This is a genomic window from Phenylobacterium zucineum HLK1 (assembly GCF_000017265.1).
In the GTDB taxonomy this organism is placed as follows: Bacteria; Pseudomonadota; Alphaproteobacteria; order Caulobacterales; family Caulobacteraceae; genus Phenylobacterium; species Phenylobacterium zucineum.
The window spans coordinates 351,435-365,898 of record NC_011144.1; the positions used below are offsets into that span (position 1 = coordinate 351,435).

The 14,464-nt window shown below is 72.3% G+C and carries 13 protein-coding genes; 8 read left to right on the forward strand and 5 right to left on the reverse strand.

Annotated features, from left to right (window positions below; genetic code table 11):
- Positions 1–62 precede the first annotated feature (62 nt).
- The 3 genes from PHZ_RS23515 to PHZ_RS01925 form a co-directional block, all read right to left on the reverse strand.
- Complete coding sequence (locus PHZ_RS23515; protein ID WP_041372998.1) at positions 63–1,049, reverse strand: helix-turn-helix domain-containing protein; 987 nt, start codon at positions 1,047–1,049, stop codon at positions 63–65.
- A gap of 182 nt (positions 1,050–1,231) precedes the next feature.
- Complete coding sequence (gene htpX, locus PHZ_RS01920) at positions 1,232–2,203, reverse strand: zinc metalloprotease HtpX (RefSeq protein ID WP_012520911.1); 972 nt, start codon at positions 2,201–2,203, stop codon at positions 1,232–1,234.
- 77 nt (positions 2,204–2,280) lie between these two features.
- Positions 2,281–3,663, reverse strand: a complete 1,383-nt coding sequence (locus PHZ_RS01925) for a putative bifunctional diguanylate cyclase/phosphodiesterase (RefSeq protein ID WP_012520912.1) — start codon at positions 3,661–3,663, stop codon at positions 2,281–2,283.
- Positions 3,664–3,811: 148 nt separating this feature from the next.
- On the opposite strand from PHZ_RS01925, the gene PHZ_RS01930 reads away from it, so the two are divergent.
- Positions 3,812–5,104, forward strand: a complete 1,293-nt coding sequence (locus tag PHZ_RS01930) for a dicarboxylate/amino acid:cation symporter (RefSeq protein ID WP_201765265.1) — start codon at positions 3,812–3,814, stop codon at positions 5,102–5,104.
- A gap of 45 nt (positions 5,105–5,149) precedes the next feature.
- On the opposite strand, the gene PHZ_RS01935 is transcribed toward PHZ_RS01930, so the two are convergent.
- Positions 5,150–6,409, reverse strand: coding sequence for a dicarboxylate/amino acid:cation symporter (locus PHZ_RS01935; RefSeq protein WP_012520914.1), 1,260 nt, complete (start codon positions 6,407–6,409; stop codon positions 5,150–5,152).
- A 107-nt stretch (positions 6,410–6,516) separates the two neighbouring features.
- Between PHZ_RS01935 and PHZ_RS01940 the strand changes: the two genes are divergently transcribed.
- From PHZ_RS01940 to PHZ_RS01970, 7 genes are all read left to right on the forward strand, one after another.
- Positions 6,517–7,965 (forward strand): AMP nucleosidase, encoded by a 1,449-nt coding sequence (locus tag PHZ_RS01940; protein WP_012520915.1) that lies wholly within the window; start codon positions 6,517–6,519, stop codon positions 7,963–7,965.
- Between the two features lie 58 nt (positions 7,966–8,023).
- A complete protein-coding gene (locus tag PHZ_RS01945; RefSeq protein WP_012520916.1) occupies positions 8,024–8,797 on the forward strand; it encodes a tyrosine-protein phosphatase in 774 nt (257 codons plus the stop codon).
- A 223-nt stretch (positions 8,798–9,020) separates the two neighbouring features.
- Positions 9,021–10,457 (forward strand): MFS transporter, encoded by a 1,437-nt coding sequence (locus PHZ_RS01950; protein WP_236611859.1) that lies wholly within the window; start codon positions 9,021–9,023, stop codon positions 10,455–10,457.
- A gap of 224 nt (positions 10,458–10,681) precedes the next feature.
- Positions 10,682–10,858 carry a Flp family type IVb pilin gene (locus PHZ_RS01955; protein WP_012520918.1) on the forward strand — a complete coding sequence of 59 codons (177 nt, stop codon included), beginning with the start codon at positions 10,682–10,684 and terminating at the stop codon, positions 10,856–10,858.
- Positions 10,859–10,951: 93 nt separating this feature from the next.
- Positions 10,952–11,470 (forward strand): prepilin peptidase, encoded by a 519-nt coding sequence (locus PHZ_RS01960; protein ID WP_012520919.1) that lies wholly within the window; start codon positions 10,952–10,954, stop codon positions 11,468–11,470.
- Positions 11,471–11,506: 36 nt separating this feature from the next.
- Positions 11,507–12,898, forward strand: a complete 1,392-nt coding sequence (locus PHZ_RS01965) for an aminopeptidase (protein WP_012520920.1) — start codon at positions 11,507–11,509, stop codon at positions 12,896–12,898.
- The gene (locus tag PHZ_RS01970) at positions 12,895–13,731 is read left to right on the forward strand and encodes a C40 family peptidase (protein WP_012520921.1); all 837 of its coding nucleotides are present in this window, start codon (positions 12,895–12,897) and stop codon (positions 13,729–13,731) included. The genes PHZ_RS01965 and PHZ_RS01970 overlap by 4 nt, the downstream gene beginning before the upstream one ends.
- A gap of 10 nt (positions 13,732–13,741) precedes the next feature.
- Here the strand turns inward: PHZ_RS01970 and PHZ_RS01975 are convergent, their stop codons facing one another.
- Positions 13,742–14,416 carry a c-type cytochrome gene (locus PHZ_RS01975; RefSeq protein ID WP_012520922.1) on the reverse strand — a complete coding sequence of 225 codons (675 nt, stop codon included), beginning with the start codon at positions 14,414–14,416 and terminating at the stop codon, positions 13,742–13,744.
- Positions 14,417–14,464: the final 48 nt, after the last annotated feature.

Here is a 14,464-nt window from a genome sequence, read left to right on the forward strand (position 1 = left end):
AGGGCGCCGGCGGGCCGCAAGGCTGCCGCCCCGGAAGGGCCCCCTGCGGCGCGCTGTCGCGCTCACCCCACGGCGGCGGCGTGCTCCTGGCCGTGGTCGCCGGCCTCTTCCGCGTCCCACAGGCGCAGGACGCCGAGCTGGGAGAGGGCGCCCATCATCCGCTGGAGGTTGGCGGCGTTGGCGGCGAGCGCGGGGAAGACGTTCTGCCGGGCCAGGGTCTCGGCCGGCAGGATCAGGCCGCCGGGGACCCGCGCCAGCAGGCCGCGGTCGACGAGGCGCAGGGCGTGGCGGCGGACCGTCTCGGGCGGCAGGCCGAGGCGCCGGGCGACGCCGCCCGGGGTCACCGGGCGGCGCATGGTGTCGGGAACCATGTCGGCGGCGGTGGTCCCCTCCTCGCCGCGCACCTCGGGCGGCCAGTGCTCGGTGTTGCTGCGGAACACCTCGAACAGGATGATCCCGTCCATCAGGTGGCCGACGCGGGAGAGCTCCTCGGCGACCCGCAGCATGTAGGTCCCGATCAGGCGCCAGACCGCGCGGGCGGGCGCGCCTCCGGGGGCGATCTCGGCGGTCGGCGGCGGCATCTCGGCGAGCAGGCCGAACTCGCGGAGCTGGCGGTAGAAGGCCCGGGTGCGCGCGTAGCCGAGGTCGTCCTTGGCGAAGCGGGGCGAGAGCAGGGCCTGGGCCGGGACGATGACGCCGCCCTCGACGAACCGGCAGGCGCCCTGGGCGGCCAACGCGCCGATGCGGCGGCGCGCGGTCTCGAACGGCAGGTTCAGCGAGGCGGCGATGGCGTTGACGCTGACCGGGCGCCGCATCGCGTCGGGCGGCGGCCGGTCCAGCCGGGCGAAGGCGAGCTGCAGGTCGGCGTGCTGGCGGATCTCGGCGGTGTTGGCCTGGACGATGGCCGCGACGATCAGGGTGTCGAGCGGGTCGTCGTCGCCGCGGGCGATGGCGAGGAGGTCGAGCAGGAAGGCGGCGGTGATCCGGCCGAGCACGCGCAGACGGCGGACCGGATCGTCCGCGGCGGATATGTCATCCGCGCCGGTCACGGTAGTTGGGCCGAACGTGCCATTGCGGGACAATGAGCCGGGCGGCGGACGCCCACAAGCGCGCCGCGCGCGGGCCTGCGCGCCCGGAGGTTGAGCGGCGGGCGGCGGGCCGCCGCGGCATCCCGGTCCCAGGGGGCGGTCCCAGGGGGTGCTCCTAGGGGGCGCTCCTAGAGGGGGCGGGCCTAGGACCAGGGACCGCTGCGGGCGCCCGTCACCGGCACCGCCGTGCCGGCCCGGCGGCGGGGCGGGGCCTCTTGAGTTTCGGCGAAGGCGCGGGCCTCGGCGGCGATTCCGGTCATGCCCATCAGGGCGGCCACGCGGTTGTGGGTCGCCGGGTGGGTGGAGAAGAGGCTGTCGCCCCTGCGGCCCGGCCCGCCGGCCAGCGGGTTGATGATGAACATGTGCGCCGTGGCCGGATTGCGCTCGGCGTCGGGATTGACGTAGCCGCCGCGGGCGTAGGCCTCGATCTTCTGCAGGGCCGAGGCGAGCGCCTGCGGATCGCCGGCGATCTCGGCGCCGATGCGGTCGGCCTCGTACTCGCGGCTGCGGCTGATGGCGAACTGCACCAGCGAGGCGGCGATCGGGGCGAGCAGGGCCACGGCGATCATCGGCACGATCCCGGCGGGGCGGCCCTCCTCGTCGCGGCCGCCGAAGAAGAAGGCGAAGTTGGCGAGCGCCGAGATCGCGCCGGCGACGGTCGCCGTGATCGTCATGGTCAGGGTGTCGCGGTTCTTCACGTGCGCCAGCTCGTGGGCCATGACGCCGCGCACCTCGCGCCGGTCGAGCATGGCCAGGAGGCCGCGGGTGGCGGCGACGGCGGCGTGCTGGGGGTCTCGGCCGGTGGCGAAGGCGTTCGGCTGGTCCTGGTCGATGACGTAGACCTTCGGGCGCGGCATGCCGGCGCGGTCGGCCAGCTCGTAGACGTCGGCGGCGTAGTTGCGCAGCAGGGGCTCGGCCGCGTTCGGGTCCACCTCGCGGGCGCGGTACATCCGCAGCACGATCTTGTCGGCGTTCCAGTAGCTGACGAGGTTCATGCCGGCGGCGAGGACGAAGGCGATCGCCATGCCGGTGGGCCCGCCGACCAGATAGCCCACGCCCACGAACAGGGCGGTGAGCGCGGCGAGCAGCATGAAGGTGCGAAGGTGGTTGCGCATGGTCTCCCAGGTCTCGACGTGGCCGGAATGGCCCTGGCGGGAATGTGGGGATTCGGCGCGCCCGGTTTAAGCGGGGCTCAGCGCGCGGCGCGGCGGCGGGCGGGCTGGGGCCGGGCCTCGAGCAACTGGGCCTCCATGGCGTCCGCGGACATCGGCCGGGCGAAGAAGTAGCCCTGCATCCGGTCGCAGCCGGCCGAGCGGAGGAACAGCGCCTGGCCCTCGTCCTCGACGCCTTCGGCGATGATCGAGACGCCCAGGGCGCGGGCGGCGTGCAGCAGCGAGGCGACCAGCTTGGAGACCCGCGCGTCGCGGCCGACGTCGGCGATCAGCGAGCGGTCCAGCTTCACGGTCTGGATCGGCAGGTGCATGAGCGCGCGCAGGTTGGAGTAGCCGGTGCCGAAGTCGTCGAGGGCCACGCGCACGCCCTTGGCGGCCAGGCGCTCGATGTGCCGGCGGGCCAGCGCCATGTCCTGTAGCAGGAAGGTCTCGGTGATCTCGACGGTGAGGGCGGTGGCGGGCAGGTCGGTGCCGGCGAGGCGGCCGATCAGCTTGCGCGAGAAGCCGGGGTCGAGGAGGTCGCGCGGGCTGACGTTGCAGGCCACGTGCTCGATGAGGCCGTCGGCGACCCACGGGGCGGCCCGGGCGCAGGCGGCGTCGAACACCGCCTCGTCGATCGCCCGGATCAGGCCCAGCTCCTCGGCCATGGGCACGAAGGCGGCGGGCGAGAGCAGCCCCTGTTCGGGATGGTTCCACCGGGCCAGCACCTCGACGCCGGTGATCCCGCCGGTGGTGGAATCGATCACCGGCTGGAACCAGGGCTCGATCTCGCCGGCGGGAATGGCGCGGCGCAGCTCCTCCTCCAGGGTGCGGCGGCGCTCGTTCTCGGCGCGCAGCTCGGCGTCGAACGCCGACCAGCGGCGCCCGCCGCGGGTCTTCACGCGGTAGAGCGCCAGGTCCGCGAAGCGCTGCAGGTCGGCGGCGTCGCCGGCGTCCTGCGGGAAGACGGCCACGCCGACCGAGGCGCCGGGCGAGACCTGGCGGCCGTAGATCATCTGCGGCTGGGAGACGACCGAGACCAGCCGGGCGGCCCGGCGGCCCACCTCGCGCGCGTCGGAGATGATCGCGAACTCGTCCCCGCCCAGGCGGGCGGCGACCTCGGCGGGGCCGCACTCGGCGCGCAGCCGCTCGCCCAGCTCGGCCAGCAGCAGGTCGCCGGCGTGATGGCCGAGGGTGTCGTTGAGGTGCTTGAAGCGGTCGAGGTCGACGACGAACAGCGAGACCGTCCCGCCGCTCTCGCGGGCCGCGTCCAGCCGGGCGCACAGCAGGGTCGTGAAGGCGCCGCGGTTGAGCAGGCCGGTCAGGGAATCGGTCTGGGCCAGGCGCAGGGTGAGCGCGCGCTCGGCCTCGAGCGCGGCGACGCGTGCGGCCAGCTCCGCATGACTGTAGTTCTTGTCGGCCACGGCCCGGCGTTCTGCCTCAGCTCCACGGAACGGGCAGATTCCGCGAACGGGGCGAACGCCCGGTTAAGCCCTATGGCTAACGGAGCCTTGCGGCCGTAGCGGTGTTAGCCTTGCGCTTCGAACGCCCGCCAAGGACCGGAGGCCCGCATTGCCGCCAACCCGCCCCGCGCCGCCGCCGGCCGCCCGCCCCAGCCTGCTGCGGCGCTGGTGGTTCGACATCGTGCTGTGGAAGCGGATTCTGGGGGCGCTGGTCCTGGGGATCGTCGCCGGCCTCGTCCTGGGCGAGGCGGCCGAGGGCCTGAAGTGGCTGGGCGACCTGTTCGTGCGGCTGATCCGGATGATCGTCGTGCCGCTGGTGTTCGTCTCGATCGTCTCGGCGGTGGCGGCCATGCGCGAGGTCCGCCGCCTGGGCTCGATCGGCGGGCGCACCCTGCTGCTCTACCTCGGGACCACGGCCTGCGCGGTGGCGATCGGCCAGGCGGTCGGAGCGCTGTTCCGGCCCGGCGTCGGCGTGGATTTCGCCGGCACGACGCCGCGGGTGGTGGGCGAGGCGCCCTCGGTGGCCGACCAGCTGCTGGGGATCGTGCCGCTCAACCCCTTCGAGGCCCTGGCCGAGGGCGACATGCTGGGGGTGATCTTCTTCGCCATCCTGGTGGGGGCGGCGGTGCTGGTGCAAGGCGAGGACGCCGCGCCCGTCCGGCGCCTGTTCGACGCGGGCGCCTCGCTTATGCTGTTCATCACCCGGGTGGTGATGGAGGCGGCGCCCTTCGGCGTCTTCGCGCTGATCGCCTGGGTGACGGGCACGGTGGGTCTGGGCGTCTTCGGCCACGTGGCGCTGATCGCCGCCGCGCTGGTGACCGGCAGCCTGCTGCAGGTGCTGGTCGTCCACGGAGGGCTGCTGCGGCTGGCGGCCAGGCTGCCGGTCGTGCCGTTCTTCCGCGACATCGGCGAGGCGGTGCTGGTGGCGTTCTCCACCTCCTCGTCGGCCGCCACCCTGCCGGTGGCCATGCGGGTGGCGCAGAAGAACCTCGGCGTCGGCCGGACCGTGGCGGCCACGGCCCTGCCGATCGGCGCCACCGTCTCGATGGACGGCACGGCGCTCTACATCGGCATCCTGACGATGTTCTCGGCCCAGGCCTTCGGCCTCGAGCTCACCCTGGCGCAGATGATCTTCGCCGGGGTCACGACGGTGCTGGTGGCGGTCGGCACCGCGCCGGTGCCCTCGGCCTCGCTGTTCATGCTGGCCGCCGTGCTCAGCACCCTGGGCGTGAGCGCCGAGCAGACGGCCCTGGTGGTCGGCTTCATGCTGCCGTTCGACCGGCCGCTGGACATGACCCGGACCATCCCGAACAACACCGCCGACCTGGCGGTGGCGGTCACGGTGGCCAAGTGGGAAGGCGAGCTGGACGCGGAGGTCTACCGCGCCCGCCCTTCCGAATAACGGCCCGCCGAATAGCCGCCCCACTTAGTAGGGCGTCCGGACGGCCTACTCGGCCGGCGCCCCCGCGGCCCGGGCTTCGGGCTCGGTGATCTGCCCTTCCCACTTGGCGACCACGGCGGCGGCCACCGAGTTGCCGACCACGTTGGTGGCCGAGCGGCCCATGTCGAGCAGGTGGTCCACCGCCAGGATCAGCAGCAGCCCCGCCTCGGGCAGGTCGAAGTAGGTCAGGGTGGCGGCGATCACCACGAGCGAGGCCCGCGGCACGCCCGCCATGCCCTTCGAGGTCACCATCAGCAGGCCCAGCATGGTGATCTGCTGGAGGATCGACATCTCGATCCCGTAGACCTGGGCGATGAACAGCACCGCGAAGGTGCAGTACATCATCGAGCCGTCGAGGTTGAACGAGTAGCCGAGGGGCAGGACGAAGCTGGCCACCTTGCGGCTGATCCCCCACTTCTGCAGCTCCTCGAGCGTCCGCGGATAGGCGGCCTCGGACGAAGCGACCGAGAACGCCAGCAGCGCCGGGCTGCGGATCGCCCCGATCAGCTTCATGGCGCGCGGCCCGACGATCAGCACCACGGCGCCGATCAGCAGCGCCCAGAGCAGGCCGAGCGAGAGGTAGAAGCCGCCGATGAACGCCGCGTAGGTGCCGAGGATCTCGATCCCCTGGGTGGCGATGCTGGCGGCCAGGGCGGCGAAGATCGCCAGCGGGGCGGTCTTCATCACATAGCCGGTGACCTTCAGCATGATCGAGGCGACCTGCTCGACGAGCACCAGCACCTGGGGCGCCTTGTCGTCGATGGCCGAGACGGCGGTGCCGACGAGCACCGAGAACACCACGATCTGCAGGATCTCGTTGCGCGCCATGGCGTCGAAGATCGAGCTGGGGACCAGGTGGGTGACGAACTCGCGCAGGGTGAACTTGGCGGTGTCGAGCGCGGGGCCGGCGGTGTCGGCGGCCGGTGCTGCGAGCGACAGGCTGGCGCCCGGCTGCAGGATGTGGACCATCACCAGGCCGATGGTCAGCGAGACGATCGAGGCGACGATGAACCAGCCGATGGTCTTCACGCCGACGCGGCCGATCTCGGAGGCGTCGCCCATGTGGGCGATCCCGGCGACCAGGGTCGCGAAGACGAGCGGGGCGATGATCATCTTGATCAGCCGCAGGAAGACGTCGGTGATGATCGAGAGATTGTCGGCCGTGGCGGCGGCCTGTTCGGCCGGCAGGAACTGGTTCAGGGCCCAGCCCACGGCGACGCCGAGCACCATGGACCCGACGATGAAGGCGGTGAAAAGGCGGTTCATTAAGCCCCCGGGCATTTTCGAGAGGCGCCTTTGTCGCGAAGAACCGCCCCACAGTCCAGCGCGGCGGATTCGCAAGCGTCACGGAGGGCGTCTATAAGGCGGCGATGATGAAGACGGACGCAGCCGGCATCGTCGATCGGCTGGAAAACGAATATCGCGCGAGCGTCGGCTCGCTCCGCACCGCCCTCAAATCGTTCCTGGCCGGCGGTCCGCCCCCGGACCCGGTCGCCCGGCGCGCCGGCGCCTACGTCTATCCCGAGCTGCGGCTGCGCTGGCCGGAGGGCCGCCCGTATCCCAGGATCAGCCGCGCGTTCGCGCGAATCGGCCTGCCCGGCCGCTATGCGGTGACGGTGACGCGGCCGGACCTGTTCCGCGGCTACCTGACCGAGCAGCTCACCCTGCTGCAGCAGGACTTCGACGTGGAGCTGGACGTTGGCCGCTCGGCCCAGGAGATCCCGTTCCCCTACGTGCTGGACGGCGCCCGCGACATCGCCCTGGCCGACGTGGGCGCGGCCGAGATCGCCCGGCACTTCCCCTCGACCGAGCTTGCCCACATCGGCGACGAGATCGCCGACGGCGCCTGGCTGACCCCCGAGGACAGCCCGCGGCCGCTGGCGCTGTTCGACGGTCTGCGCACCGACTTCTCGCTGGCCCGGCTGGCCCACTACACCGGCACGCCCGCCGAGCACGTGCAGCACTATGTGCTGTTCACCAACTACCATCGCTACGTGGACGAGTTCGTCCGCTGGGGCTGCGAGCAACTGCGGCGGCCGGACAGCCCCTACACGGCGCTGTCGGCGGCGGGCCACGTGATGGTCACCCGCGAGACGCCCGACCCCGAGGAGACGATCGCCGCCGGGCCGTGGCGCAGGCACCAGATGCCCGCCTACCACCTGATGGCCGAGGGCCGGACGGGGGTGACGCTGGTGAACATCGGCGTCGGCCCGTCGAACGCCAAGACGATCTGCGACCACCTGGCGGTGCTGCGGCCGCAGGCCTGGCTGATGATCGGCCACTGCGGCGGCCTGCGCGGCAGCCAGACGATCGGCGACTACGTTCTGGCCCACGCCTACCTGCGCGACGATCACGTGCTGGACCGCGTGCTGCCGCGGGAGATCCCGATCCCGCCGATTGCGGAGGTGCAGGTGGCCTTCTTCCGCGCCGCCGAGGCGGTGACCGGCGAATCGGGGGAGGTGCTGAAGCGCCGCCTGCGGACCGGCACGGTGGTGACCACCGACGACCGCAACTGGGAGCTCCGCTACTCGTCCAGCGCCATCCAGTTCAACCAGAGCCGGGCGGTGGCCATCGACATGGAGAGCGCCACCATCGCCGCCCAGGGCTACCGCTTCCGGGTGCCGTACGGGACGCTGCTGTGCGTCTCGGACAAGCCGCTGCACGGCGAGATCAAGCTGCCCGGCCAGGCCAACGCCTTCTACGAGCGGGCCATCGGCCAGCACCTGCAGATCGGCCTGGCGACCGTGGACCTGCTGCGCCAGGAGGGCACGCGCCTGCACTCGCGCAAGCTGCGCAGCTTCGACGAGCCGCCGTTCCGGTAGGAGGCGGCCGTGCCGGCCGTCTCGATTCCGCCACCGGGTCGGGGTAGAGGCTGGAGCCATGACGCGCAGGATCCCTTTCGAAGGCATCGAGAACTTCCGCGACTTCGGCGACTACGCCGCGGGCGGGCGGCGGCTGAGGCGGGGGATGCTCTACCGCTCGGCGCACCAGGCCGAGGCGACGGACGCGGATCTCCGGAGGCTGGCCGAGCTGGGCCTGGCGGTGATCGTCGACCTGCGGCGCAGCAACGAGCGGCAGAGCCAGCCCTCGCGCCGGTGGGAGGGCTTCGCCGCCCAGGTGATCGAGAACGACATCGGCCAGGAACACGCCGACGAGTGGCATACGTTCATCGAGAGCTCGGACCTGACCGCGGCCTCGTTCCACGCCTACATGATCGACTACTACCAGGGCGCGCCGCTCGCCCGGCGGCACATCGACCTCTACAGCCGCTACTTCCACACCCTGGCCGAAACCGAGGGCGCGGTGCTGGTGCACTGCGCGGCGGGGAAGGACCGGACCGGAATCCTCTGCGCGCTGACCCACCACCTGGCCGGGGTGCACGACGACGACATCGTGGAGGACTACCTGCTGACCAACGATCCGGTGCGGATGGAGAAGCGGCTGCCGACGATCCGCGCGCGCATCGCCGAGGCCACCGGCCGGACGCCGGACGATGCGGCCCTGATGACGGCGATGCGGGTCGAGGCCGAGTACCTGGAGACCGCCTTCGCGGCCATGCGCGACCGCTACGGTTCGCTGGACGGCTATCTGGAGCAGGAGCTGGGGCTGACGGGCGCGCTGCGCGAGCGGCTGCACGACCGCCTGCTGGGGTGATCCCGGAGTCCCTAAGCGGAGTCCCTAACGCCCGCCGCAGCCTCCGCAAACCGCGACGGGCGCCTCAGGGACAGACCTCAAGAGAAGCCTGAGACGACTGTGCGCCCAACCCCCGCGCGGGCCGAATCACCTGCGCGTGAATCACGGAGTGCTGATCGGGCCGGGCGCCGCTAACCTGGGGCGAGCCGCCGGCAGAGCGGCCGTGAACCAGGAGGGGACGACGGTGCAGACATCCGAGGCCGCCGACGCGCGCGGGCCCGCCGGCATGGCCGGGCTGCCGAGCGGGGAACGCCTGAACCGCGGCGGCCTTTCCTGGGCGCTGTTCCAGGGCGGGCGCGACCCGTTCATCATCCTGGTCACCATCTACATCTTCATGCCCTACGTCGCCTCGACGTTGGTGGGCGACCCGGTGCGCGGCCAGGAGGTGATCTCCCGCTGGGACCAGTACATCGGCTGGACGGTGATGCTGACCGCGCCGTTCCTGGGCGCCTCGATCGACAAACTGGGGCCGCGCAAGGGCTGGCTGGCGCTGACGGTGGGGCTGATGGTCCCGGCGATCGCGGCGCTGTGGTTCGCCAGGCCCGGCGGGCCGCTGCCGCTGACGGCGGTGCTGCTGCTCGGCTTCTTCGCGCGGGTGCTCTACGTCTACTCGGAGGTGCTGCACAACTCGCTGCTGGTCCGCGCCGCGGGCCTGGCCGGGGCGCACCGGGCCTCGGGCCTGGCCCTGTCGCTGGCCAACCTGTTCTCGGTGGTCGCCCTGGCCTTCACCGCCTGGGCCTTCGCCCTGCCGGGCAAGGTGGACTGGGCGTTCGTGCCCGACGCGCCGCTGTTCGGCCTCGACCCCGACGCCCACGAGCCCGAGCGGGTGGTGACCCTGATGGCGGCCGCCCTGATGCTGCTGGGCGCGATCCCGCTGTTCCTGTTCACGCCCGACGCCCCGCCCACCGGCGTGCCGGTGCTGCGCGCGTTCAGGGAGGGGGCGGGCGAGCTGTGGCGGATGGTGCGGACGGTCGGGCGGTTCAAGGACGCGGCCGTCTACCTCGTCTCGCGGATGTTCTTCGTGGATGGGATGAACGGAGTGCTGATCTACGCCGGCGTCTTCGCCGTGGGGGTGATGAAGTGGGGCCCGCTGGAGATGCTGGCCTACGGCATCCTGCTGTCGGTGTTCGCCGTGCTGGGCGGCTATGTGGCCCGCTGGCTGGACGGCGCCCTGGGGCCCAAGACGGCGCTGAAGATCGAGATCGCCGCGGCGATGCTGGGCCTGCTGGCCGTGCTGGGCATGGCGCCCGACCGGATCCTGTTCTTCTGGCCGCACGATGCGGCGGCGCACGGGCCGATGTGGGACGGGCCGGTGTTCCGCACCCTGCCGGACTGGTTCTATGTCGGCGCGGGCTTCGTCTGCGCCGTCTTCATCACCGCCCAGTACGCCTCCAGCCGCACGCTGCTGACGCGGCTGGCTCCGCCCGAGCAGACCGGGGCCTTCTTCGGCGTCTACGCCCTGTCGGGGGTGGCCACGGCCTGGCTGGCGCCCACGCTGGTGAGCCTCGGCACCGCGCTCACGCGGACCCAGCAGGGCGGCCTTGCGACCCTGCTGGTGCTGCTGGCGGCGGGGCTGGCGGGACTTTTCTTCGTCCGCGGCGGCGGGCGCATCGTGCGCTGAACCGCGCGTGCGGGCCGGATTCCCTCAATGTTTTCAGTGCAACCGCCTGGTGTAGTTAACGGGCGTCAATGCTGAATTCCAGTAAACCATAGAATATTCGAGTCGAATTCTCGGACGTTTACTGCGGATTAAGCGCGATCTGCGAAGTTGTCGGTGCAATCGGGGCGAGCAGGCGGATGTCTGAACCCCTCGACCGTCTGCTCGCGACTTCAAGGAGAGTGAAGATGTCGAAGTTCGTTACCCGCTTCCTCAAGGACGAATCCGGCGCCACGGCCATCGAATACGGCCTGATCGCCGCCCTCATCGCGGTGGTGCTCGTGGGCGCCCTGCAGCTGGTCGGCACGAGCCTGGACACCAAGTTCCGTGACATCAGCACCAAGGTCAGCACGGCCGGCAGCTAAGCCGCCCCGACCTTTCTGCGTGACGAGGGCCCCCGGCGGAAACGCCGGGGGCCTTTTCGATTCCTTCACGCCTGCCGCGGCAGGATGGCCGCCATGATCGAACTGCTCGCCGCCGGCCTCGCGCTGGCCTTTCCAGCCCTGGTGATCGCCGGCGCCGTGAAGGACGTGGCGAGCTTCACCATCCCCAACTGGATCCCGCTGGCCCTCGCCGGCGCCTTCGTCCCCGCGGCCCTGGCGGCCGGCCTGCCGCCGGCGGCGCTGGCGGCGCACGCCGGACTGGGGGTCGGCGCCCTCGTCCTCGGCATGGTCCTGTTCGCCGTGCGGGCGATCGGCGGTGGCGACGGCAAGCTGATGGCCGCCGCCGTGCTGTGGCTCGGCTGGCCGGCCCTGCCGACCTTCCTGCTGGTGACGGTGATCGCCGGCGGGGCGCTGAGCCTTGGCCTGCTCGCCCTGCGCGCGCCGGCGCTGCGGGTGCTGGTGCTGTCGGGACCCGCGTGGTTCGTGCGCCTGGCCGAGCCCAAGGAGGGCGTTCCCTACGGCCTGGCCATCGCGGCCGGCGCCCTGGCGGCCTTCCCCCTCTCGCCGTTCCCCACAGTGTTCGGAGCGCTCTAGGTTGCGGCGCCTTCGGACATGCGCGACAGGTGGATCATGTCCGACGTGATCCTCGAGGCCTGGGACGGGCCCGTCGTCCCCGTGCACGCCCTGACCGAGGGCGAGGCGCAGGCGCTGTTCGAGGCCGAGCCCTTCGTGGGCGCGCTGGCGCGGACCGCCGAGTTCAAGGGCAAGGCCGGCCAGGCGCTGGCCGTGCCCGCCGCCGACGGGAGCCTGGACCGGGTGCTGTTCGGCCTGGGCGCCGAGCCCGCCTGGACCGCCCTGCGCGCCCTGCCGGCCAAGCTGCCGGCGGGCGTGGTCTGCCGCATCGCCCAGGCGCCGGACTCGATCACTCCCGCCCAGGCGGCCCTGGCCTTCGCCCTGGGGAGCTACCGGTTCGACCGCTACAAGGCCCGCGAGGGCGAGCGGCCGCGGCTGCTGGCCGAGGGGGACGAAGGAGCGGCCGAGGCGCGCCAGGTGGCCCACGCCTGCGCCCTGGCCCGCGACATGGTCAACACCCCGGCCAACGACATGGGCCCGCAGCAGATCGAGACCATCGCCCGCGAGATCGCCGAACAGCACGGCGCCCAGGTGACGGTGCTGGAGGGCGAGGGCCTGCTGGAGGCCGGCTATCCGGCCGTCCACGCGGTGGGCCGCGCCGCCCATCCCGAGCGCGCGCCTCGGATGATCGAGCTGTGCTGGGCGCCCCCCGGGGGAGAGGACCGGCCGCTGGTGGCCATCGTCGGCAAGGGCGTGGTGTTCGACACCGGCGGCCTCGACATCAAGCCCTCGGCCGGCATGCGGCTGATGAAGAAGGACATGGGCGGGGCCGCCCACGCCCTGGCTCTGGGCCGGATGGTCATGGCCGCCAAGCTGCCGGTGCGGCTGGTCGTGCTGGTCCCGGCGGTGGAGAACGCCATTTCCGGCGACGCCATGCGGCCCGGCGACGTGCTGGCGACCCGCAAGGGGCTGAGCGTCGAGGTGGGCAACACCGACGCCGAGGGGCGGCTGATCCTCGCCGACGCCCTGGCCCGCGCGGCCGAGCTGGAGCCGGCGCTGACCATCGACCTGGCCACCCTGACCGGGGCGGCGCGCATCGCCCTGGGGCCGCAGGTGATCCCGTTCTACACCGACGACGACGAGCTGGCCGGCCAGATCGAGGCGGCGGCGAAGGCCGAGGCCGACGCCGTCTGGCGGATGCCGCTGTGGAAGCCCTACGCCGAGGCGCTGGAGTCCGAGGTCGCCGACCTGAAGAACGACCCCGACGCCTGGGCCCAGGCCGGCTCGGTGACCGCGGCGCTGTTCCTGCAGAAGTTCGCGCCGCGCGGGCCGTGGGTCCATTTCGACATCTTCGCCTGGAACCCTCGCGGGAAACCGGGCCAGCCCGCGGGCGCCGAGGTCCAGGCGATCCGCGGCCTCTACCGCATGATCCGGGAGCGATTCGCATGAACCTCGATCCTCGGGTGACGCCGATCCGCGACGGGATCGCCGCCCGCAGCCTGGAGGGGATCGTGGCGGCCGAGGTCTATCTGGACCCGACGCCGATGACCTGCGCCCTGGCGGCGACGGGCGTCCACCGCGAGCCCAGCCTGGGCTCGGAGCAGGTGGACCAGCTGCTGTTCGGCGAGCGCTTCGAGGTGCTGGAGGAGGAGGGCGCCTTCGCCCTCGGCCAGGCGACCCGGGACGGCTACGTGGGCTATGTGGCGGCCGCGGCCCTGGCCCCGCCGGCGCCGGCCCCGACCCACCGCGTGGCGGCGCTGCGCACCTATGCGTTCGAGGGGCCCAGCATCAAGAGCCGCGCGATGAGCCTGCTGTCGCTGAACAGCCTCGTCGCCGTGGAGGCGCAGGAGGGCCGGCTCGCGAAGGTCGCCGGCTCGGGCTGGGTCACGGTGGAGCACCTGTCGCCCATCGGGGTGTTCGAGGACGATCCCGCCGCCGTGGCCGAGCGCTTCGTCGGCGCGCCCTACCTGTGGGGCGGGCGCGAGAGCCTGGGCGTGGACTGCTCGGGCCTGGTGCAGCAGGCGCTGTTCGCCTGCGGCCGGGCCTGCCCGCGCGACGCCGACCAGCAGCAGGCCCTGGGCCGTGAGATCGACCGCGCCGACTTCGGCCGCGGCGACCTTGTGTTCTGGAAGGGGCACGTGGCCATCGGCGTGGACGCCGGACGCATCGTGCACGCCAACGGCCATCACATGATGACGGTGGTGGAGCCGCTGGAGGCCGCCGTGGAACGCATAAAGGCCGCGGGCTACGGCGAGCCCACGGCCTTCAGGCGGATCCTCTAAGAGGTCCGGACTACTTCTTGGCGGGCGCCGCTTCGGGAGCGGCGGGGGCGGCTTCGCCCTCGGCCGGGGCATCGGCGGGCGCCGCGCCCTCGGCCGGGGCCGCGCCTTCCTCGGCGGGCGCGGCTTCCGGCTCGGCGGCGACCGGGTTCGGGGCCGGGATCGGCAGCGTGCCGCCCTTGGAGCGCAGGAAGGCGATCATGTTGATCCGGTCTTCGCGCTTCTTCAGGCCGACGAAGGTCATCTTCGTGCCGGCGATGTACTTCTGCGGGGCCGCCAGGAACTCGCTGAGGTGCTCATAGTCCCAGACGGGGTTCTGGGCGCCGAACTCGGTCATGGCCGGCGAATAGGCGAAGCCCGGGTGGGCGCCCGGCTTGGCGCCGACGACGCCCCACAGGTTCGGGCCGGTGCCGTTGGCGCCGCCCTGGGCGACGTTGTGGCAGGATTGGCACTTGGCGAAGGCGGCCTCGCCCGCGGCGAGGTCGGCGGTCGGCAGCACCGTGCCCCAGTCGATCGGAGCCTCGGCCGCCGCGGCGCCGCCGGTCTCCTCGGCGACCTCGATGAGGTAGCCCATCTTCTCCGGCGGATGCGGCGCGAACACGCCGTTGGAGAGTTCGCGAAGGCCAACAATGGCCAGGCCCGTCGCCAGCACCGCGCCGGCGACCTTGTTGAACGTAAGGTCGCTCATAGTCCCTAGATCACGCCTCTCTCCGGCCGACGCCGCCGTCGGCGAACG

What these genes read in the sequence shown, in the direction of transcription:
- PHZ_RS01940 (WP_012520915.1), top strand. Translation starts at nt 6,517, where the DNA reads ATGAAGACGGACGCAGCCGGCATCGTCGATCGGCTGGAAAACGAATAT.
- PHZ_RS01965 (WP_012520920.1), top strand. Translation starts at nt 11,507, where the DNA reads ATGTCCGACGTGATCCTCGAGGCCTGGGACGGGCCCGTCGTCCCCGTG.
- PHZ_RS01935 (WP_012520914.1), bottom strand. Translation starts at nt 6,409, where the DNA reads ATGAACCGCCTTTTCACCGCCTTCATCGTCGGGTCCATGGTGCTCGGC.
- PHZ_RS01975 (WP_012520922.1), bottom strand. Translation starts at nt 14,416, where the DNA reads ATGAGCGACCTTACGTTCAACAAGGTCGCCGGCGCGGTGCTGGCGACG.
- htpX (WP_012520911.1), bottom strand. Translation starts at nt 2,203, where the DNA reads ATGCGCAACCACCTTCGCACCTTCATGCTGCTCGCCGCGCTCACCGCC.
- PHZ_RS01970 (WP_012520921.1), top strand. Translation starts at nt 12,895, where the DNA reads ATGAACCTCGATCCTCGGGTGACGCCGATCCGCGACGGGATCGCCGCC.
- PHZ_RS01955 (WP_012520918.1), top strand. Translation starts at nt 10,682, where the DNA reads ATGTCGAAGTTCGTTACCCGCTTCCTCAAGGACGAATCCGGCGCCACG.
- PHZ_RS01960 (WP_012520919.1), top strand. Translation starts at nt 10,952, where the DNA reads ATGATCGAACTGCTCGCCGCCGGCCTCGCGCTGGCCTTTCCAGCCCTG.
- PHZ_RS01945 (WP_012520916.1), top strand. Translation starts at nt 8,024, where the DNA reads ATGACGCGCAGGATCCCTTTCGAAGGCATCGAGAACTTCCGCGACTTC.